Source organism: Pseudomonas sp. Lb2C2 (assembly GCF_052112205.1).
Taxonomy (GTDB): Bacteria; Pseudomonadota; Gammaproteobacteria; order Pseudomonadales; family Pseudomonadaceae; genus Aquipseudomonas; species Aquipseudomonas kilonensis.
On the sequence record NZ_JAUTYW010000006.1, the window covers coordinates 84,328 to 104,504 of the forward strand.

The following is a 20,177-nucleotide window of genomic DNA, read 5'->3' on the forward strand; positions in this document are numbered from 1 at the left end:
TGAAGGATCACCATCCGTTATCGATATAGCACCGCCATGCACAGCATGCTCGTGGTACAAGCCTCGGAGTTTGACCAATCTCAAGGTTTGTGACCGGACGGTGCGTCAGAAGTTTATCGGCAGCCGGTGGCGGTTCTTGTACCGCCGTGTGCTACCAGGCCCATGCCAGCAAGTTTGGGGGTATAAGGGCCGCTTTCAAGGCCGACGATTGCGAATTAGCGGATAACCGGCCTTCGAATCCGCGCCGCACTGACATACACTGCGCGGCCGTTTTTTCAACTGGAACCCGAAAGACATGAAAAACGCATCCCCGGCCCGTGCCTGCGGCATCGACTTTGGCACGTCCAACTCCACTGTCGGCTGGCTGCGCCCCGGCATGGAAACGTTGATCGCGCTGGAGGACGACAAGATCACCCTGCCTTCGGTGGTCTTTTTCAATCTCGAGGAACGTCGCCCGGTGTATGGCCGCCTGGCCCTGCACGAATACCTGGAAGGCTACGAAGGCCGGCTGATGCGCTCGCTCAAGAGCCTGCTGGGCTCCAAGCTGATCAAGCACGACACCAGCGTGTTGGGCACTGCGATGCCCTTCAAGGATCTGCTGGGGCTGTTCATCGGCCAACTGAAGAAACGCGCCGAAGCCACCGCCGGTCGGGAATTCGAAGAAGTGGTGCTGGGGCGCCCGGTGTTTTTCGTCGACGACGATGAAATGGCCGACCAGGAAGCGGAAAACACCTTGGTGGACGTCGCCCGCGCCATCGGTTTCAAGGAAGTTTCCTTCCAGTACGAGCCCATCGCGGCGGCATTCGACTATGAATCGACCATCGAGAAAGAAGAGCTGGTGCTGATCGTCGACATCGGCGGCGGTACCTCGGACTTCTCCCTGGTGCGCCTGTCCCCCAAGCGCCGCGCCCACGACAACCGCCACGACGACATCCTCGCCACCGGCGGCGTGCACATCGGCGGGACCGATTTCGACAAGCAACTCTCGCTGGCCGGCCTGATGCCGCTGTTCGGCTACGGCAGCCGCATGAAGAGTGGCGCCTACATGCCCACCAGTCACCACATGAACCTGGCGACCTGGCACACCATCAACGCGGTGTACTCGCAAAAATCCACCCTCGCCCTGGGCAGCATGCGCTACGACATCGAAGACACCGGCGGCATCGACCGGCTGTTCAAGCTGATCGAACAGCGCGCCGGGCACTGGCTGGCGATGGAAGTGGAAGAAACCAAGATCGAGCTGACCCACGCCGACCAGCGCCACGTGCCGCTGGACCGGATCGAGCCAGGCCTGAGCGTGGACCTGAGCCGGGCCTTGTTCGAGTCGGCCATCGACGGCTTGCTGGAGCGGGTACGCGGCAGCGTCACGCAGTTGCTCAACGATGCCAACGTGCGGGTCGATCAGGTCGACACGGTGTTCTTCACCGGCGGTTCCAGCGGCATCCCGGCGCTGCGCAACAGCGTCTCGGCGATGCTGCCCCAGGCGCGGCATGTGGAAGGCAATATCTTCGGCAGTATCGGCAGCGGGTTGGCGATCGAGGCGATGAAGCGCTATGGGAGCCAGGTCTGATCCAGGACCGAGGCGCCTGAATCGCGAGCAAGCTCGCTCTCACAGTTTGACCGAGTTCTTTCAGAAGGAATGCGGCCGAATGTGGGAGCGAGCTTGCTCGCGAAAGCGGTAGACCAGGCAATACAACTACCCGATCAAACCATCCCCACCTGCTTCAACTCACTCTTGAGATACGCATAATAAATCGGCCCCGCCACCACCCCCGGCAGGCCGAATGCGGCTTCGAACACCAGCATCGCCATGAGCAATTCCCAGGACTTGGCGCTGATCTGCCCGCCGACGATACGTGCGTTGAGGAAGTATTCGAGCTTGTGGATCACGATCAGGTAACCCAGCGCCGCCACCGCCACCCAGATCGACAACGACAAGGCGACGATGGTGATCAGGGTGTTGGACATCAGGTTGCCAATGACCGGCAACAGCCCCAGCAGGAACGTCATCACGATCAGGGTCTTGGTCAACGGTAGCTGGATGCCGAACAGCGGCAGCACCACCGCCAGGAAAATCCCGGTGAAGAAGGTGTTGAGCAGGGAAATCTTGATCTGGGCGAAGACGATGTTGCGAAACGCCTTGACCAGCAGGTTCAGGCGATCGAACAGCGCCGCGGCCAGGGGTTTGCGCTTGGTCAGGTCGGGGATGCGCTGCAGGGCAACGATGGCCCCCAGCACCATGCCGATCAGCAACGTCACGAACATGTGAGCGGCGTCCTTGCCCACCAGTTGCAGGTCGCTCAGGTGCTTGCTCACCCAGTCACCGATCGCCACCCGGAACTCGGCGGCGCTGGCCGGCAGGTAAGCGTCGATGAACGGCGGCAACTGCCCACGGGCACGGTCGACCACCGCCATGAACTTGTCCAGGGACGCGCCTGGGTTTTCCGCTTCATGCAGCAGGAAACTGAAGGCGCCAGCGAAGATCAACGTCAGCACACTGACCACCAGCGTGCCCAGCAACGCCACCGCCAGCCAGCGAGCGCGGCGGCCTTCGATCAATCGCTGCAACTGCGGCGTGAGCATGTTGACCAGTTCGAACACCAGCAACCCGGCCAGCAAACTCGGCAACAGACGCAACGGCAGCACCAGCAACAGCCCACCAAAAATGATCACCCAACTGATCACCAACAACACATGACGCTGAGAAAACGTTGGCATACAGCCTCAGGACAAAACGGCGTGAAAGGATCGGCAGTCTGCCAGCGATCCGCTGGCAGCACTAGGGATTGTGTCGGCCGACCTTGGTCGCAGTTCAGGTTTTTTTTGTAAATTTTGCGCCGACCCTATCGCGAGCAAGCTCGCTCCCACAGTAGATCGGCGTTGCCCGGTCCATGTGGGAGCGAGCTTGCTCGCGATGGGACCTTACAGGTCAAACATCTACTTTTTCTTCAGGCACTCACTCATGAACGCCTTGCGGGCATCGCCCTTCAGCGCCTGCTCGGTGGCGGTGGCGTTGCAGCTCTTCATGCGCTCCTGCGGGGTAGCCTTGAGGCAATTGCTCATGAACACCTTGCGCTCATCGCCCTTGAGGGCCTTGGCGGTGGCGTCGGCGTTGCAGGTGGTCATCTTGTTCTGCTGCGCCGTCTCGGCGAAGCTCTGGGAACACAGCAATAAACCGATCATCAACAAAGGCACACGCAGCATCTTCATGGTGTTTCTCCTGGCTGCCACACGAGGGTGTGGCGATGAGGTGCAGTGTAGACAAAGCCTGTTACACCCTCATCTGCTCGATTTCCTGTGCCTGGTCTATCGCCATCGCGAGCAAGCTCGCTCCCACAGGGGGATTTGCAGCGCTCGGTCCATTGTGGGAGCGAGCTTGCTCGCGATGGAGGACAACTCGATCCGAAGCCCTACACCCCGGCAGCCTTCAACCGCTCGGCATGCTCGACAAACAACCGGATCGGCTCGGCCCCCTTGCCCACCAGCCCCAGCGACTGGTTGACGATGTCGAAGTGGTCCAGCGGATAGTCATCGCCGATGACCGTGCCCAGGTGCGAGCTGTAGCGTCCGACCATGCCGTCGCATTGCCCCGCCTCCCTTACAAAGGTGCGAGCAAATAAACGGCAACTGCGGTTGGTGCCGTCGAACAGGTTGCGCCCCTTGTCGGTCTTGCCCGGCTGCAAGGTGCCGGACCACGAGTAATAGCGCACGCCATTGACCACTTCCGGCCCATTCCCGCCCCAGGTAACCGGCAGGCCCTGTGGATAACGTTGGTTGAACACCCCCACCCCGGCGGTGGTCAGGGAGGCGTGGGAAGCGTGAACATCCACCGGCAGCTTCGGCCCACGATAGCCGGTGTCCAGCAGGCTCATCAGGGCGTTGATCAGCCGCAGCACGGCACTGAGCACACGCCCCTTGGCACTGTCGGCCGGGTAGTGGAGTTGCAGGTAATCGGCCAGTTCGGAACCGTGGTTGGTGCCGGCCACCGATGTGACCGACGCCACCAGGTCCGGGCGCTTGGCGGCTGCATAGCGCGCGGTGAGGCTGCCCTGGCTGTGGCCGATCAGATTGACCTTCTGCGCACCGGTGTGCCGCAGGATCTCCTCGATCCGTGCCAGCAATTGCTCGCCGCGCACCTCGGAAGAATGCAGCGGCGAAACCTTCACCGCCACGACCACGGCCCCGCCGCGACGCAACGCCGAGACGATCCCATACCAGTACGGATACAACACCAGGCGTATGAATCCGAGCATGCCCGGGACCAGTACCAGCGGGTAACGAGTGGCGCAGCGCTGCGACATGGCGACATCCTTGTGATCAAGAGGGGTCAGCATCGGTACCGATGATGACCAGTCTATGACATCCAGATGAATCCGTGGCGAGGGCGCTTGCTCCCGTTGGGCTGCGCAGCAGCCCCTCTCAGAAGGACTGCGCCAAGGCCAGCAAACGCTCCTCGGCCTCGGCGCAGGACAACGCAAAGCTGCGCTCGGCCGACTCTTCGCCTTCGGCCGCCACCACCGTCACATCGGTGATGCCGATAAACCCCAGGACAGTGCGCAACAGTGTGTCGGCGTGGTTCATGCTTTCCAACTGGCCGCCGGGGCCGAAACCGAAATCGCCGCGACTGGTCACGATCAGGGCCTTTTTGCCCAGCACCAGCGGCTCGTAGTGCGACACGCCGTTATCCAGGCTGTGGTTGAACGTCAGCCCGATGCGCACGATCTGGTCGATCCAGGCCTTCACGCCGCTGGGCACGCTGAAGTTGTGCATGGGCGCGGAGATCACCAATCGGTCATGGGCTTGCAACTCCTCGACCAAGGCATCGCTCAGGGCCAGGTCAGCTTGCATGATCAACGGTCGAGCCTGGGGCTCGGGGTAGAACGCCGCAGCGATGAACGCTTCGTTGACCGGCGCAATCACTGTCCGTCCGACTTCGCGACGGGTCAATTGGGATTGTGGATGGGCGGCCTGCCACGCCGAAACAAAGGCCTCGGCCAAGCGCCGGGAATGAGAACGCTCGCCACGGGGACTGCCATGCACCACAAGAATCTTACTCATCTGAATCTCCTTTATCCGGCTACAATCGATACTGCTTGTGCCTTGCAGCTTGAGGCCCAGCGCTGCTAGCAGACAAATGAGCGCTAATTCATCAGGATGAGTTAATTTCATCCATAGTTTTCAGGAGAGTTCAGATGTTCGCCAACCTGCCGCTCAACGCCCTGCGCGCCTTCGAGGCTGCCGCGCGGCTGCTCAGTTTCAAGGCGGCTGCGGCGGAGCTGTCGGTGACGCCTACGGCGGTCTCCCATCAGATTCGATCCCTGGAGACCTGGTTGGGGCTGGTGCTGTTCGAACGCCTGCCACGCCAGGTACGCCTCACCGACGGCGGGCAACGCTTGTTCCACAGCCTGCATGGGGCGTTGCTGGAAGTGGCACAAAGCGTCGACACGCTGCGCCCGCAGCGCAGCACCACGCACCTGACACTGTCCACCACCGCAGCGTTTGCCGCCCTGTGGCTGGTGCCTCGCCTGGGGCGGTTTTATGCGCGTCACCCGAACATCAACGTGCGCCTGGACACCCACTGCGAGGTGATCGACCTGCACCAGGACGCCAGCGTCGACCTGGTGGTGCGCTACAGCCTGGATGCCTACCCGAACCTCTACGGTATGTGCCTGTTCGATGAAAGCTTCGGGGTCTATGGCTCGCCTGAACAGGTGGCGCTGGCGGCACGGCAGGTGCCGACGCTGATCAGCGTGCAGTGGCACAACTCCAAGCTGTACGCCCACGGTTGGGATGCCTGGTGCGCCCAGGCCGGGGAAACCTGGCTCACCCGGCAGCCATGCATGCGCGAGTACGACGAGGAGCATTACGCCTTGCAAGCGGCGATTGCCGGGCAAGGCCTGGTGCTGGCGAGCAATATCCTGGCTTCCGAAAGCATCGCCAGTGGCTTGCTGGTGGGCTATCGCCCGGACGTCCAGGTCAATGGTGCCGGCTACAGCGCCCTGTGCGTCCCGGGCCGCGAACGCCATCCGCCGGTGCGGGCGTTCTTCCAGTGGCTAGGGGAGGAAGCACGGCTGTCCGGCTATGCGCTGAAAAACTCGGTAAAACTTTTCCAGGACCGTGTCGCTCAGACTTAGAGTGATCGCGCCATCAGAGCGTGACGCTCCCACCGGATCAGCCTCCAGGAGAACGAGATGAGCGACATGCACTTATCCGATGTAACCACCCTGCGTGAACGTGCACGGCAGAACGTGCAGAACGGTGCAGTGACCGAAGGCTACGGCGCCGATCGGCAGGAAGTTGTCCGCCTGCTCAACGAAGCGCTGGCCACCGAACTGGTCTGCGTGCTGCGCTACAAGCGCCACTACTTCATGGCCACCGGCCTCAAGGCCAGCGTGGCGGCCAGTGAATTCCTCGAGCACGCGAACCAGGAAGCCGAACACGCCGACAAGCTCGCCGAGCGCATCGTGCAGCTGGGCGGCGAGCCGGAGTTCAACCCCGACCTGTTGACCGGCAATTCCCACGCCCAGTACGTGGCGGGCAACACCCTCAAGGAAATGGTGTACGAGGACCTGGTGGCCGAACGGATCGCCATCGACAGCTACCGGGAAATCATCCAGTACATCGGCGAAAAAGACCCGACCACCCGGCGCATCTTCGAAGACATCCTGGCCCAGGAAGAAGAGCATGCCGATGACATGGCCGACATTCTGGCTGATCTCTAGTTCTAGTACCGCCATCGCGAGCAGGCTCGCTCCCACATGGAATCGCATTCCCCTGTGGGAGCGAGCTTGCTCGCGATGAGGCCAGTCGCCTCGCCGCAAGCCTGGCTTATCGGGTGGGCTTGACCGTCACCGGTGCCTTGCCCGCCTTCATCTGCTCCAGCAGCGGCGCGCACTGGTTCGGCTCACCACCGCTGGGTGCTACCAGCGCGAGCAAGCCGGCGGCCGGTGCAGCGATCACACCCAATGCCACCATCCCGGCGCCGCGCAGCATCAGCGGCACTGCCTTGACCCCGGCGGCGGGCTTGGCGAACGAGCCCCGCACGTACAACGGCGAGCGCAGGGAAATCAGGCGCCAGCCCTTGGATTCGGGGGTGATGGTCAGGTCCAACTGTTCAGTCGCCATGTTCGCCGTGCCGTCGATGTAGATGATCGCGTTCTCGGTGTCGAATACGAACAGGCGCGTGGTTGCCAGGCCAGTCTTGATGTCGAAGTCCGCCGCCGCGCAGTTGATCTTCACTTCCTTGTCGCCAAAAATTTTCCCCACCACGTAGTTGCCGACGTTCAGCCCCGCCAGCTCCATCAGCTCACGACTGATGGCACCATCGTTGATGAGCATTTTCAGCGTGCCATTGGAAGTGCCCAGCAACGCCGCCACCGAATTGCCGCGCCCGGTGATATCGGCATCGCCGTTCAATTCGCCGAAGCTGGTTTTCATCGGCTCAAAACCAGGGAACAGTTGCTTGAGCTTGAAACCTCGCGCCGTCAGCTTCGCCTGGCCTTCAAGGGGCCGGGTGCGCCCGTTGAGGCGGATCTGTGCATCAAGGCGGCCACCGGCCACGCCGAAGCGCAGCGGCTCGAGGCTCAACTGCCCATCGTTGAGCACCAGATGCGTGTAAAGGTCGGTAAACGGCAACTGCTCGCTGTGGACAATGCGTTTGCCGGTGAACTCGACATCGGCGTCCATCACGCTCCAGCGCTCAGTGCGAAACTCCTCCACGGGCAAGACCTTGTCGGTCGGCTGCTTGCTGGCGCCGCCCCGGGCCTTTTGCTCGGCATTGGAGTCAGCGCCGATCAGCGGCGCCAGATCACTGAACAGCAGTTGATTGGAGACCAGCGCGCCACTGAGTTTCGGCCGGGGCTGGCTGGCGACATAGGCCAGGTCGCCATGGATATCGCTGTCGCCGATCTTGCCGTTGAACGCCTCATAGCGAAACAGCGCCCCTCCCGGCTCATGCAGCTTGGCAATCAAGCGGCCATCGGTGGCATAAGGCGGCGAATCGGGCAGGGTCACGCCGGTCAGTGGGTAGAGATGGGCGAGGCTGTTGCCGGCCAGTTTCAGGCGCAAATCCAGGGCCCCGAGGTTCATTGGGTCGGTGAGGGTGCCGGCCAGTTCGACGCGGGTCTCGGCGATCTTCGCCTGAGCCTGGAGCGGAAAGGGTCGTGACGCATCCTGCAAGGCCAGCAAACCACCGACCTTGCCGGAGCCGGCCAGGTTTTGCCCGTGATACTGCCCGTTGACCTTGAAGGCGAACGCGTAGTCCTGCGGTGTGGCGCCCTGGTCCTGGGCTTTTTTGGCGGCCTTGTCACCGACGATATCGCTGAACGGGATGGGTTTGCCCAACGGGTCGATCAACAGGTCGAGCCGGGTCTTGAGCGTCTGGTCGTCAAGGGTGACGTGGCCTTTGTCGAAGCCGATGGCGCCGATGCCCACCTCCCAGCTGGACGGCTCGGCGTCCGGGTCTTTCGGATCGAATTGGAAGGTCCAGTTGGCGCGTCCGTCAGCCAGGCGCTGCAGGTTGGCATTGGGCTCAGTCAGGTCGATGCGCGGGATCTCCACCCGCCGGGCCAGCAAGGCCAAGGGGGACACGCGCAACTCGACACGCTTGAGCGTGACCATTTGCGGGTTTTTCGACCAGTCAGGGTTGCCCAGGCTCAAATCCTCAGCCACCACATGGGGCCAGGGCAGCCAGGCACGCCAGCCCCCTTCCTCGGGCTCACGCTGCCAGGCCACCGCCAGGTTGCCGTTGATGGCAAAGGGGCGATGCAACTCCTCGGAAACCTTGGCATTGAGCGTGGGCTTGATGCGGTTCCAGTCGAAGAATGCGATGACCAGGACCAGCACGGCCAGCAGGACAACAAGGCTGGCAAAGCTCCAGGCGAGGATTTTCGAGGTGCGCGTCATGCACAAGGCTCCTGATGACAAGTCAGCGTCCGCAACCGCGACGCCGTTGGAAACACGAACCTGCAGCCGGTTCGTCATAAAGGGTTGGACTGGTAAAACAGCCTACAGGTGCCGATGAACGGCACAAAAAAATGCCAGGATCCTGACCGATCAGCCAACAAACTGTTACCGCACCCGCACATTTGCGAGGCAACAGTGGGTACAAAATACCCACCTCGGTGCAAAACGGCACCTCGGAAACGCCCGTTCTAGAGGCTTCGCGCTGAACAATCAATTCCGTTGATTATTACCATTGCGTTTATGAACTTTTATATCGACTTATCGAGAGTAGCATTGCCCTCGTACCCACTTTATCGCCCTCCCAAGGAGCAACGATCATGAAACGCCAATTACTGATGAGCCTGTCCCTTTCACTGCTGGCCTCGACTGCCTTCGCACTGCCAGCTTCCGAACAAGCTACGCCACAGGTCAAGGACAGCCACTCTGTCTACAGCCAGACTGTTGCCGAAGGTGGCCGTGACAAACTGGAAGAAAAAGGCCTGGTTGAGGACGGTTATGACCGTACCAAACAGAGTGATGCCCTGGCCGCAGACGGTTCTGACCGCACTCCTGGCCAGACCATTGCCGCAGACGGTTCCGACCGCACCCCTGGCCAGACCCTCGCCGCAGACGGTTCCGACCGCACCCCAGGCCAGACCCTCGCCGCAGACGGTTCCGACCGCACTCCTGGCCAGACCCTCGCCGCAGACGGTTCCGACCGCACTCCTGGCCAGACCCTTGCCGCAGACGGTTCCGACCGCACTCCTGGCCAGACCCTTGCCGCAGACGGTTCTGACCGCACCCCTGGCCAGACCCTTGCTGAAGACGGGTCTTCCCGCACCAAACTGGGCGAAACCGTGGCCGAAGGCGGTGGTGATCGCACGATCGAACGCAATGGCACAGTGAGCTGAGCCCATGGTGGCCCAAAAAAAAGCCCGATTCCTGCAATCGGGCTTTTGACTTTTCAAGCCCTTCGTTTTCCCCGTCTGATCCCTCTCTACCGTTCGACGTCGGCAAAGCCGATTTGCTAGAGTGCGTCGCTCCCGTGAATCAGAAGCCAGCCCTGCGATGCTGCCCCGCGCCGAACAGAAACAACAGACCCGAATTGCCCTGATGGATGCAGCCCGTCATTTGATGGAGTGTGGCCGGGGATTCGGTAGCCTGAGCCTGCGGGAAGTCACCCGGACAGCCGGCATCGTGCCCACCGGGTTCTACCGCCACTTTGACGATATGGACCAACTGGGCCTGGCACTGGTCAGCGAAGTCGGCCAGACCTTCCGCGAAACCATCCGCCTGGTACGCCACAACGAATTTGTCATGGGCGGCATTATCGATGCCTCGGTGCGGATCTTTCTCGATGTGGTGCAGGCCAACCGATCGCAGTTCCTGTTCCTGGCCCGCGAGCAATACGGCGGCTCCCTGCCGGTGCGCCAGGCCATCGCCCAATTGCGCGAAGACATCAGCTCGGACCTGGCCGCCGACCTGGCCTTGATGCCCAAGTTGCAGCACCTGGACCTGGCCGCCCTGGGCGTGATGGCCGACCTCATCGTCAAGAGCGTATTCGCCACCCTGCCCGACATCATCGACCCACCCGCCCAAGCCCTCCCCGAACACCTCACGCCCCAGGCGAAGATTACCCAGCAACTGCGGTTCATCTTTATTGGCCTCAAGCATTGGCAAGGGCTGGGCAGCACCGAATAAACCCCGGATGTACCCCACTGTGGGAGCGAGCTTGCTCGCGATAGCGGTGCATCAGTCCCCATCAATGCCAACTGAACCAACGCCTTCGCGAGCAAGCTCGCTCCCACAGGTTCTTTTTGTGCCCGTCGCATAATGGTGCGCTACATCTCGGCGCGCACCAACATGGCACGCGATCCGCCCCACCCTGAAACGCCATCCCAGCTATTTCCTACACCTCTTTCGGTTGGCAAGCCCCTTGCTCTAAACACAGCACTGTTCATTGCTGGAAGCACTCCGATGCTGGTGATTCACCGCAGAATCGACACTCAACCGCGCTGGGACGCCGAGCTGCACCTGACCTTTGACGCCCGCAGCAAAAGCCGTCTGCGCTGTTTCAGTGCCGAGGGTGAAGATGTGGGGTTGTTCCTGGAACGAGGCCAACCGCCGCTGTACGACGGCGAATGCCTGCAGGCCGAAGACGGGCGCATCGTGCGCGTCTGCGCTCGCGCCGAACAACTGCTGCATGTCACCTGCGCCAACGCGTTTGAACTGACCCGCGCCGCCTATCACCTGGGCAATCGCCATGTCGCCTTGCAAGTGGGCGATGGCTGGTTGCGCCTGCTGGACGATTACGTGCTCAAGGCGATGCTCGAGCAACTGGGCGCCCGCGCCGAACCCATCGAAGCCCCGTTCCAGCCGGAACACGGCGCCTATGGCGGCGGTCATCATCACTCCCGGCACGGCGACGAAGATTTCAACTACGCGCCGCGCCTGCATCAGTTTGGCGTGCGCACATGAACCCCGCCTGGGCGCTGCTGCGTCTGGCCAGCCCGCAGTTGCCGATTGGCGGCTACAGCTATTCCCAGGGACTGGAGATGGCGGTGGACAACGGTCTGGTCAAGAATTGCGACGACGCCCGTCGCTGGATCAGCGATCAATTGCTGCTGAACCTGGCGCGTTTCGAAGCGCCTTTGCTGCTGGCGCACTGCAGCGCAGCAGCCGCTGACGATTGGAACGCGTTGCTGCAACGCTGTGAAGAGCATCGCGCCAGCCGGGAAACCCGCGAGCTGTACCAGGAAAGCCGGCAGATGGGCTACTCGTTGCAGCAACTGCTCGCCGGCCTGCCGGAACTCGACCTTCCCGCCCGGGACTTTCTCCAACAGCGCAGCGAGCCGCACCTGGCCTTGTGCTGGGCCCTGGCAGCCCGCGCCTGGCATATCGCCCCCCAGGACGCCCTCGCCGCCTGGCTGTGGAGCTGGCTGGAAAACCAACTGGCGGTGCTGATGAAAACCCTGCCCCTGGGCCAGCAAGCCGCCCAGCGCCTGACCAGCGAGCTGCTGCCGCTGCTGCAACAGGCCCAGCACGACGCCTCGAACATCGACCCCGATCATTACGGCAGCGCCGCCTTTGGCCTGTCCCTGGCGTGCATGGCCCATGAGCGCCAGTACAGCCGTCTGTTCCGTTCCTAGGAGACACTCATGAATACACAACCTCTGCGCGTCGGTATCGGCGGCCCGGTAGGTTCCGGCAAGACCGCCCTGACCCTGGCCCTGTGCCTGGCTCTACGTGAACGCTACAACCTGGCAGTGGTCACCAACGACATCTACACCCGCGAAGACGCCGACTTCCTGGTGCGCAACGAGGCCCTGGCGCCAGAGCGGATCATCGGCGTGGAAACCGGCGGCTGCCCGCACACGGCGATTCGCGAAGACGCGTCGATCAACCTTGAGGCGGTGGACCAGTTGAACCGACGCTTCCCGGGTCTGGACCTGATCCTGGTGGAATCGGGCGGCGACAATCTGTCGGCGACCTTCAGCCCGGAGCTGTCGGACCTGACCATCTATGTGATCGACGTCTCGGCCGGCGACAAGCTGCCGCGCAAGGGCGGACCGGGCATCTGCAAATCCGACCTGCTGGTGATCAACAAAATCGACCTGGCACCGCTGGTGGGTGCATCCCTGGAAATGATGGACAGCGACACCCGGCGGATGCGCAATGGCAAGCCCTTCGTGTTCAGCAACCAGAAGACCGGCCAGGGCCTGGACGACATCATCGCCTTCATCGAGCGCCAGGGTCTGCTGACCGCCGCCTGATCTTTCCGACTGACCACAAGGAAGCTTATCCATGACCTTCAAACGCATCCTCGGCGCCCTCGCCCTGCTGCTGACCCCGGCCCTGGCCTTCGCCCACCCAGGCCATGGCGACAATGGCCTGATCGCCGGCCTCGGCCACCCCATCGGCGGGCTCGACCACTTGCTGGCAATGCTGGCGGTCGGTTTGTGGGCCGCACAACAACAAGGGGCCGCGCGCTGGGCGCTGCCTTGCACCTTCGTCGGTACTATGCTGCTCGGCGGCCTCTTGGGTTTTGAAGGCCTGGACCTGCCAGCGCTGGAAAGCGGGATCGCCGCCTCGGTACTCGCCCTCGGCCTGGCGGTGGCACTGGCGGTACGTCCGCCGTTGAGCCTGGCGGTCGGTGCGACGGCACTGTTTGCGCTGTTCCATGGCGTGGCCCATGGCTTGGAACTGCCGGACATGTCGAGCCCGTGGGCCTATGCGGCGGGCTTCGTCGCGGCCACGGCGGCGTTGCATGGCGCCGGGTTTGCCCTGGTGCGGGTGTTGCCGCGAGCGGCGGCGCCATTGGTTCGATTGGCCGGGGCGGCTTCGGCGGGGGCTGGGGTCTGGTTGCTGGCGGGCTGATTCTCTAGCGCCTGCCAGGCCGCTATCGCGAGCAAGCTCGCTCCCACAGTTTGATCGGGTACACCAGCCCTTGTGGGGGCCAGTCTGCTTCCACACTTTGATCGGTGTACACCGCCCCCTGTGGGAGCCAGCCTGCTTCCACACTTTAATCGGTGTACACCGCACCCTGTGGAAGCGAGCTTGCTCGCGATGACGGACTTGCAGGCGCCATCTCTCTGAAGTCGGTCACTCTGCTACCATGTCGCGCAATCGCCCCCAGCCGTGACGACGTCCGCCAATGCCTGATGCTTCCCGCCCCGCTCCCCAGCCTGAATTGACTGCCCTGTTTGCAACGGTGCGTCAGCATTTTCACGACGTGATCGTGCCGATGTGGCAAGGCCCGGGCTGGAATGCCGAACTGGCGCTGCCCTATGAATCCCTGGATGCCGAACATGCGCCGCTGCCACCCCAGCGCTACCGCGCCATGGCCTGTGCGCGGCAGCTGTATGTGTTCGCCAGCCTGATTGGCGAAATGCCCCAGGCCGAGGAACGGGCCAGCGCACTGTTCCGCTCGCTGCAACGTCATTTCCACGACGCCGAACACGGCGGCTGGTTCTACAGCATCGACCCGCAAGGCGCGCCGCTGGACACCGGCAAAGACCTCTACACCCACGCCTTTATCCTGTTCGCCTGCGCCCATTACTGGGGCAAGGTTCGCGAACCGCTGGTGGAATCGGTGCTCAACGCAAGCCTGGAGGTCATTGCCAAGCGCTTTGCCAGCGCAGACGGTCTCTACGAGGCCAGCCTCAAGCGCGATTGGTCAACGACCGGATCCGGACCGTTGCAAAACCCCTTGATGCACTTGGCCGAAGCGTTCCTCGCCACCCTCTCGGTCCGCGAAGACGCCAACGCCCGCCAGGCGTTGCTGAGCCTGTGCGACGGGATGTCCAAGCAGTTCATCGAGCCGCAGCAACGCGTGATGATGGAGAAGCCGCTCAAGGCTGTGGATAACTGGTTCGAACCGGGACACCAGTTCGAATGGTATTACTTGCTGGCTTCATCGCCGCTGTTGCGCAACGGCAAGTTGCACACGGCCCTGGAGCGCAGCTTCGGCCATACCGAACAACTAGGTGTCGATCCGGACTCCGGCGCTGTGTGTGCAATGCTGGCCTTGGGATCCCAGGCAGGCCCACGCGATGCCACCCAACGCATCTGGGCCCAGGCGGAATACTTGCGGGCACTCACTTTGCGCCCGGGCAACCAGGGGCTGCTGCTGCGTCAATTGCAGGCGCTGCAGCAGCATTTCCTGCATGCCAAGGGCTGGAACGAATGCCTGGACGCCGACGGCATCGTCAGCCGCCGGGACATGCCGTCCACCACGCCGTATCACCTGCTGACCTGCTATCGCGGGCTGGCCGATTATCTCGCGTAACAGCTCTGTGGCGAGGGGATTTATCCCCGTTGGGGAGCGTAGCTCCCCTAAGACCCGAGCCCCGATCTATCTTTTTAGGGCTGCTGCGCAACCCAGCGGGGATAAATCCCCTCGCCACAGGCGCCCTATTAAGCCTTGTTGCGCTCAATGGCGAAACCGGCCCAGGTCTGGCTCACCGGCATCAGCTCCAGGCTGTTGATGTTGATGTGTGCTGGCGCATTGAGCACCCAGAAAATCGTATCGGCGATGTCCTGTGGCTGGATCGGCTCGGCACCAGCGTAGGTCGCGTTGTAGCGCTCCTGGTCGCCACCGAAGCGCACCAGGGAGAACTCGCTCTCGCACAGGCCCGGCTCAATATTGCTCACCCGCACGCCCGTGCCTTGCAGGTCGCAACGCAGGTTCAAGGAGAACTGTTTGACGAACGCCTTGCTCGCGCCATACACGTGGCTGCCCGGATACGGGTAGTTGCCGGCGATAGAGCCCAGGTTGACGATCCCGGCCCCACGACCATGGGCTATCAGGCGCGGCAACAGCAGGCGAGTGCTGTAGAGCAGTCCTTTCACATTGGTGTCGACCATGGTGTCCCAGTCATCGAGGTCGCACTTGGGCGCCGGGTCAACGCCCAGGGCCAGGCCGGCGTTGTTGATCAGCCCGCGCAATTTGGCGAAGGATGGCGGCAGGTTGGCGATTGCCTCTTCCATGGCCTTGCGATCACGCACATCCAATACCAAGCCATGGACTTCGGTCTGCTTCGACAGCTCGGCACAGAGGGCATTGAGGCGTTCTTCACGACGACCGGTCAGCACCAGTTTCCAACCGGCCTCGGCAAAACGACGGGCACAGGCTTCACCAAAACCGGACGTCGCGCCGGTAATAAACAGGGTGTCAGACATCGTGTTCTCCTTGTTTGAACTTCAACAGCCATTAAATGGAAATCGGCCCACAGCATGCCCGCCCTGGCACGGTAGGGGCAAGGCTTGCACACGGCTTTTGCCCCACAACTGCTCATAAAATAACCAATCAGCGCCAGGCCTTGTCCAACAAGGGCCGCAGCCGGTTGCCCGCACCTTATCCACAGGCACGTCCACAGTAATCGGGGGCAAGTGCAAAACCCGCAAGCCGCTGTGCATAAGGCTTTGCGGGGTATTTGGAAAATTTTTTCGCTTGACCCTGCAAGTGAGGTTGTGCAGCGCAAGTTATCTGCTATAAGCCAACGCGAGATGGGCGATGGCTCCAAGCCAGTAACGACGGTACTCAGCGCGGTCTTTCCAGAGTTTAATCACAGACTTATCCACAGGCTTGCCCACCGACTTTCGAGCCCATTGCAGTGTTCATAAAAGTGTTGACAACAGTCACTCCCGCTTGACGAAAAACGCCTGTTCAAAAAACAACCACAGGCCTGCAAGCCACGTATTCAAAGGCTTGCAGCCAGCTACTCCCACGTTACCCACAGCCAGTTCCACAGCAAACGGGGACAAGTCAAAACCGTGACAAAACAACTGTTTGCGGCGACTTTGTGTCGCGGTTTCGCAAGGACTCAGGATTGTTGTCCACAATTGCAAAAACGCATAAAAACCCTGTGGGGTTGGTGGTGTTTTGCAGAGATAAAAAAACCGGCGATCACTCGCCGGTTTTTTCATTGCAACAGCCGCCTCAATGCCCGCCCAGGTACGCGTTGCGTACTTCCTCGTTGGCGAGCAGCTCCTTGCCTGTGCCGGTCAGGCGGATTTCGCCGTTGACCATCACATAGGCCCGGTCCGACAGCCTGAGGGCGTGGTTGGCGTTCTGTTCCACCAGGAAGATGGTCATCCCGGTGGAGGCCAGCTCGCGCAGGGTGGCGAAGATCTGCTTCACCACGATCGGCGCCAGCCCCAGGCTCGGCTCATCGAGCAGCAACAACTTGGGCCGGCTCATCAATGCCCGAGCGATGGCGAGCATTTGCTGCTCGCCGCCGGACATGGTCATGGCCCGCTGGTTGCGGCGCTCCTTAAGCCGTGGAAACAGCTCGAACATGCGCTGCATGTCTTCGCTGGCATATTTGTCACCGATGGGAATGGTGCCCATCAGCAGGTTTTCCTCGACGGTCATGTCCGGGAATACCCGCCGCCCTTCCGGCGACTGCGCGATGCCGTTGGAGGCAATGTAGTGCGACGACTTGTGGGTGATGTCCACGCCCTGGTAGATGATCTGCCCGCCGGCTGCACGCGGCTGGCCGAAAATCGACATCAGCAACGTGGACTTGCCGGCCCCGTTGGAGCCGATCAGGCTCACGGTTTCACCTTCACCGATGTGCATCGAGACTTTTTTCAGGGCCTGGATCGGCCCGTAGAACACGTCCAACTCCTTGAGCTCGAGGATAGGTCCACTCATACCAGTTCCTCTTCATCGGCACCCAGGTAGGCCGCGATCACCTTCGGATCGTTGCGAATCGCCTCGGGACCGCCCTCGGCGATCACGTTGCCGTGGTCCAGCACCACGATGTGGTCGGAAATGCTCATTACCATGCCCATGTCGTGTTCGATCAGCACCACGGTCAGATCATGCTCGTCGCGCAGCAGCCGGATCATCGCGCTCAGCGCTTCGGTTTCCTGAGGGTTGAGGCCGGCGGCCGGTTCATCGAGGCAGATGATCTGTGGGCGTGTGCACATGGCCCGGGCGATTTCCAGGCGCCGCTGCTGACCATAGGAAAGCTCGCCCGCCAAGCGGTTGGCGCAATCCACCAGGTCCACCACTTCCAGCCAATAGAAGGCATGGTCCAGGGCGTCGCTTTCGGCCTTGCGGTAGCCCTTGGTGTTGAGGATGCCCGCCACCATGCTGCGGTTGACCCACATGTGCTGGGCCACCAGCAGGTTTTCCAGCACCGACATTTCCTTGAACAGGCGAATGTTCTGGAAGGTGCGCGCCAAACCGGCGCGGTTCACCAGATGGGTGCCGCCGAACATCTTGTAGTACAGCCGGCTGGCGAAGGACTTCGGCGAGACGAAGTCAGTCAGGCGAAACGCTTCGCCCAACAGCTTGATGACGTTGGTTTGCTCGCCACGCACACTGAGCTCGATCTTGCCGCCCGAAGCCTTGTAGAAGCCGGTCAGGCAGTTGAACACCGTGGTCTTGCCCGCACCATTGGGGCCGATCAGGGCGAAGATCGAGTTGCGCTTGACTTGCAGGCTGACGTCGCTGAGGGCCTTGATACCACCGAACTGCATCATCAGGTTTTCGACTTTGAGTACGACTTCGCTCATGGCGCTACCCCCTTGCGCGGCGTTACCCCGGTACGGCTGATACGGATCAGGCCGCGAGGCCGCCAGATCATCATCAACACCATCAGCACGCCGAACAGCAGCACCCGGTATTCAGAGAAACTGCGCAGCAGCTCCGGCGCCACGGTGAGCACAAACGCGGCAATCACCACGCCGACCGTCGAGCCCATGCCCCCCAGCACCACGATCGCCAGGATCAGCGCCGACTCGAAGAAGGTGAACGACGACGGGTTGACGAAACCCTGGTAACTGGCGAAGAACACCCCCGCCAGGCCAGCCGTGGACGCGCCGATGGTGAAGGCCGAGAGCTTGACCAGCACATGGTTCAGGCCCATGGAGCGACAGGCGATTTCATCCTCGCGCAAGGCTTCCCAGGCACGCCCGACCGGCATGCGGGTCAGGCGATGCTTGACGTAGAGCACCAGCAGCACCGTGATGAACAGCACGATGTAGATGAACAGGAATTTGATATTGGGGTTGTAGTCGAGGCCGAAGAACTCATGGAACGGCACCCCGCCATCTTTCGCTCGTCGGCTGAACTCCAGGCCGAAAAAGGTGGGCGACGGCACGGGCATGCCATTCGGCCCGCCGGTGAACGACAGCCAGTTGTTGAGTACCAGGCGAATGATCTCGCCAAAACCCAGGGTCACGATGGCCAGGTAGTCACCGTGCATTCGTAACACCGGGAATCCCAATATGCACCCCGCCATCGCCGCCGCGATGGCCGCCAGTGGCAGTACGGTCCAGAACCCCAGCCCCAGGTATTGGTAGCCCAGCGCCAGGCCATAGGCGCCGATGGCGTAGAACGCCACGTAACCCAGGTCGAGCAGCCCCGCCAGGCCGACCACGATGTTCAGGCCCAGGCCCAATAGCACATAGATCAACCCGAGGATGACCACGGTGAGCACGTATTTGTTGGCGAAGAACGGAAACACGATGGCAATCACGATCAGCGCCGGGATGATCCAGCGCAGCCGCGACTTGTAGTCGGGTGGCAGCACATGCACGCCGGAACCGGTGCTCTCGAACCCCTGGAGAATCTTCAGTCCCTTGGGGGTTTGCAGGAACAGGCTCAAGGCAAAGCGCCCGATCATCACGATCGCCACCAGCCAGCCGACGCGGGCCGGTTGCAGGTTGAAGCTGTAGCCGTCGAGCACCACGCCGACGATCGGCCCGAACACGATCAGCGAGATCAGGCCGGCCAGGATCGCGTCGATGACGCTCTGTTTGATATCAAGCGGTTTATTGGCAGCAGACATACTTATACCTTCGCCACGAGTGGGCGACCCAGCAGGCCTTGGGGACGGAAAATCAGAATCAGCACCAGAAGAGAGAAACTGAACACGTCTTTGTAGTCAGAGTTGATCAGACCGGCGAACAGCGACTCGGAAATGCCGAGGATGATCCCGCCGAGCATCGCCCCAGGCAGGGAACCGATGCCGCCGAGTACCGCCGCGGTGAACGCCTTGATGCCGATGATGAAGCCGGCATAGAAGTCGAACGTGCCGTAGTTCATGGTGATCAGTACACCGGCCAAGGCCGCCATGGCCGCGCCGATGATGAACACGTAGGAAATAACCCGGTCAGTGTTGATCCCCAGGATCGAGGCCATCTTGCGGTCTTGCTGGGTCGCGCGGCACATGCGTCCGAGCTTGGTGTACTTGATGATGTAGGTCAGCAAGGCCATCCCGGCGAATGCGGCGATCAGGATGAAAATCTTGGTGTAGGTGAGCTGGACGAAACCGCTGCCTATGTCGACGCGCATGGCGCCTTCAAGCAGTGTCGGGATACCCTGTTGGCGGGCGCCCTGGCTGATCTGTGCGTAGTTCTGCAGGATCAGCGAGATGCCGATGGCACTGATCAGCGGTGCCAGGCGGGTCGAGTTGCGCAGGGGTTTGTAGGCGACGCGTTCGATGACCCAGCCATAGACCCCGGTGACCACGACCGTGAACACGAGGGTGCCGAGGATCATAAGCGGAAAGGATTCAATACCGAAGTAAGCCAGCAGAGCCAGACTGATTGCCGCGAGGTAAGCGGAGATCATGTAAACCTCGCCGTGGGCGAAGTTGATCATGCCGATGATGCCGTAGACCATTGTGTAGCCGATGGCGATCAGACCATAGACCGACCCGAGGGTCAGGCCATTGATCAGTTGCTGCAGGAAAATACCATCCATAACGCAATCTCAC

The 20,177-nt window shown here is 61.7% G+C and carries 21 protein-coding genes; 10 read left to right on the forward strand and 11 right to left on the reverse strand.

Annotated features, from left to right (window positions below; translation table 11 throughout):
* Positions 1–295: 295 nt before the first annotated feature.
* Positions 296–1,570, forward strand: a complete 1,275-nt coding sequence (locus Q7F16_RS19030; RefSeq protein ID WP_409556722.1) for an Hsp70 family protein — start codon at positions 296–298, stop codon at positions 1,568–1,570.
* A 134-nt stretch (positions 1,571–1,704) separates the two neighbouring features.
* On the opposite strand, the gene Q7F16_RS19035 is transcribed toward Q7F16_RS19030, so the two are convergent.
* The 4 genes from Q7F16_RS19035 to Q7F16_RS19050 form a co-directional block, all read right to left on the reverse strand.
* Positions 1,705–2,718: an AI-2E family transporter gene (locus Q7F16_RS19035; RefSeq protein ID WP_014336346.1), complete on the reverse strand. Its 1,014-nt coding sequence runs from the start codon at positions 2,716–2,718 to the stop codon at positions 1,705–1,707.
* A 219-nt stretch (positions 2,719–2,937) separates the two neighbouring features.
* Positions 2,938–3,210, reverse strand: a complete 273-nt coding sequence (locus Q7F16_RS19040) for a PsiF family protein (RefSeq protein WP_079301672.1) — start codon at positions 3,208–3,210, stop codon at positions 2,938–2,940.
* Positions 3,211–3,410: 200 nt separating this feature from the next.
* Positions 3,411–4,301, reverse strand: coding sequence for an esterase/lipase family protein (locus tag Q7F16_RS19045; RefSeq protein WP_046064362.1), 891 nt, complete (start codon positions 4,299–4,301; stop codon positions 3,411–3,413).
* Positions 4,302–4,419: 118 nt separating this feature from the next.
* Positions 4,420–5,058 (reverse strand): FMN-dependent NADH-azoreductase, encoded by a 639-nt coding sequence (locus Q7F16_RS19050; RefSeq protein WP_014336343.1) that lies wholly within the window; start codon positions 5,056–5,058, stop codon positions 4,420–4,422.
* A 134-nt stretch (positions 5,059–5,192) separates the two neighbouring features.
* On the opposite strand from Q7F16_RS19050, the gene Q7F16_RS19055 reads away from it, so the two are divergent.
* The gene (locus Q7F16_RS19055; RefSeq protein ID WP_046064361.1) at positions 5,193–6,134 is read left to right on the forward strand and encodes a LysR substrate-binding domain-containing protein; all 942 of its coding nucleotides are present in this window, start codon (positions 5,193–5,195) and stop codon (positions 6,132–6,134) included.
* Positions 6,135–6,191: 57 nt separating this feature from the next.
* A complete protein-coding gene (locus tag Q7F16_RS19060; protein WP_046064360.1) occupies positions 6,192–6,722 on the forward strand; it encodes a ferritin-like domain-containing protein in 531 nt (176 codons plus the stop codon).
* 106 nt (positions 6,723–6,828) lie between these two features.
* Here Q7F16_RS19060 and Q7F16_RS19065 read toward each other — a convergent pair whose 3' ends face one another.
* On the reverse strand, positions 6,829–8,904 hold the full coding sequence (locus tag Q7F16_RS19065; protein WP_046064359.1) for an AsmA family protein: 2,076 nt from the start codon (positions 8,902–8,904) through the stop codon (positions 6,829–6,831).
* A gap of 377 nt (positions 8,905–9,281) precedes the next feature.
* On the opposite strand from Q7F16_RS19065, the gene Q7F16_RS19070 reads away from it, so the two are divergent.
* The 7 genes from Q7F16_RS19070 to Q7F16_RS19100 all read left to right on the forward strand — a co-directional run bounded on the left by Q7F16_RS19070 (position 9,282) and on the right by Q7F16_RS19100 (position 14,731).
* Positions 9,282–9,854 (forward strand): hypothetical protein, encoded by a 573-nt coding sequence (locus Q7F16_RS19070; protein ID WP_046064358.1) that lies wholly within the window; start codon positions 9,282–9,284, stop codon positions 9,852–9,854.
* 157 nt (positions 9,855–10,011) lie between these two features.
* Positions 10,012–10,644, forward strand: coding sequence for a TetR family transcriptional regulator (locus tag Q7F16_RS19075; RefSeq protein WP_018606248.1), 633 nt, complete (start codon positions 10,012–10,014; stop codon positions 10,642–10,644).
* A gap of 276 nt (positions 10,645–10,920) precedes the next feature.
* On the forward strand, positions 10,921–11,421 hold the full coding sequence (gene ureE / locus Q7F16_RS19080) for an urease accessory protein UreE (protein WP_018606250.1): 501 nt from the start codon (positions 10,921–10,923) through the stop codon (positions 11,419–11,421).
* On the forward strand, positions 11,418–12,092 hold the full coding sequence (locus tag Q7F16_RS19085; protein ID WP_409556720.1) for an urease accessory protein UreF: 675 nt from the start codon (positions 11,418–11,420) through the stop codon (positions 12,090–12,092). The genes ureE and Q7F16_RS19085 overlap by 4 nt, the downstream gene beginning before the upstream one ends.
* A gap of 9 nt (positions 12,093–12,101) precedes the next feature.
* Positions 12,102–12,716 (forward strand): urease accessory protein UreG, encoded by a 615-nt coding sequence (gene ureG / locus Q7F16_RS19090; protein WP_003197309.1) that lies wholly within the window; start codon positions 12,102–12,104, stop codon positions 12,714–12,716.
* Positions 12,717–12,747: 31 nt separating this feature from the next.
* Entirely contained in the window at positions 12,748–13,320 is a 573-nt protein-coding gene (locus Q7F16_RS19095) for a HupE/UreJ family protein (RefSeq protein WP_409556719.1), read from the forward strand.
* Between the two features lie 277 nt (positions 13,321–13,597).
* A complete protein-coding gene (locus tag Q7F16_RS19100; RefSeq protein WP_409556718.1) occupies positions 13,598–14,731 on the forward strand; it encodes an AGE family epimerase/isomerase in 1,134 nt (377 codons plus the stop codon).
* A 128-nt stretch (positions 14,732–14,859) separates the two neighbouring features.
* Here Q7F16_RS19100 and Q7F16_RS19105 read toward each other — a convergent pair whose 3' ends face one another.
* From Q7F16_RS19105 to Q7F16_RS19130, 6 genes are all read right to left on the reverse strand, one after another.
* Positions 14,860–15,624 (reverse strand): SDR family oxidoreductase, encoded by a 765-nt coding sequence (locus Q7F16_RS19105; protein WP_014336332.1) that lies wholly within the window; start codon positions 15,622–15,624, stop codon positions 14,860–14,862.
* A gap of 459 nt (positions 15,625–16,083) precedes the next feature.
* Positions 16,084–16,371 (reverse strand): hypothetical protein, encoded by a 288-nt coding sequence (locus Q7F16_RS19110; RefSeq protein ID WP_409556717.1) that lies wholly within the window; start codon positions 16,369–16,371, stop codon positions 16,084–16,086.
* 13 nt (positions 16,372–16,384) lie between these two features.
* The gene (locus tag Q7F16_RS19115; protein WP_018606262.1) at positions 16,385–17,101 is read right to left on the reverse strand and encodes an ABC transporter ATP-binding protein; all 717 of its coding nucleotides are present in this window, start codon (positions 17,099–17,101) and stop codon (positions 16,385–16,387) included.
* On the reverse strand, positions 17,098–17,970 hold the full coding sequence (locus tag Q7F16_RS19120; protein ID WP_014336330.1) for an ABC transporter ATP-binding protein: 873 nt from the start codon (positions 17,968–17,970) through the stop codon (positions 17,098–17,100). Before Q7F16_RS19120 ends, Q7F16_RS19115 begins: the two co-directional genes overlap by 4 nt.
* Positions 17,967–19,247: a high-affinity branched-chain amino acid ABC transporter permease LivM gene (gene livM / locus Q7F16_RS19125; RefSeq protein ID WP_079301662.1), complete on the reverse strand. Its 1,281-nt coding sequence runs from the start codon at positions 19,245–19,247 to the stop codon at positions 17,967–17,969. The genes Q7F16_RS19120 and livM overlap by 4 nt, the downstream gene beginning before the upstream one ends.
* A 2-nt stretch (positions 19,248–19,249) precedes the next feature.
* Positions 19,250–20,164: an ABC transporter permease subunit gene (locus tag Q7F16_RS19130; protein ID WP_079301661.1), complete on the reverse strand. Its 915-nt coding sequence runs from the start codon at positions 20,162–20,164 to the stop codon at positions 19,250–19,252.
* Positions 20,165–20,177: the final 13 nt, after the last annotated feature.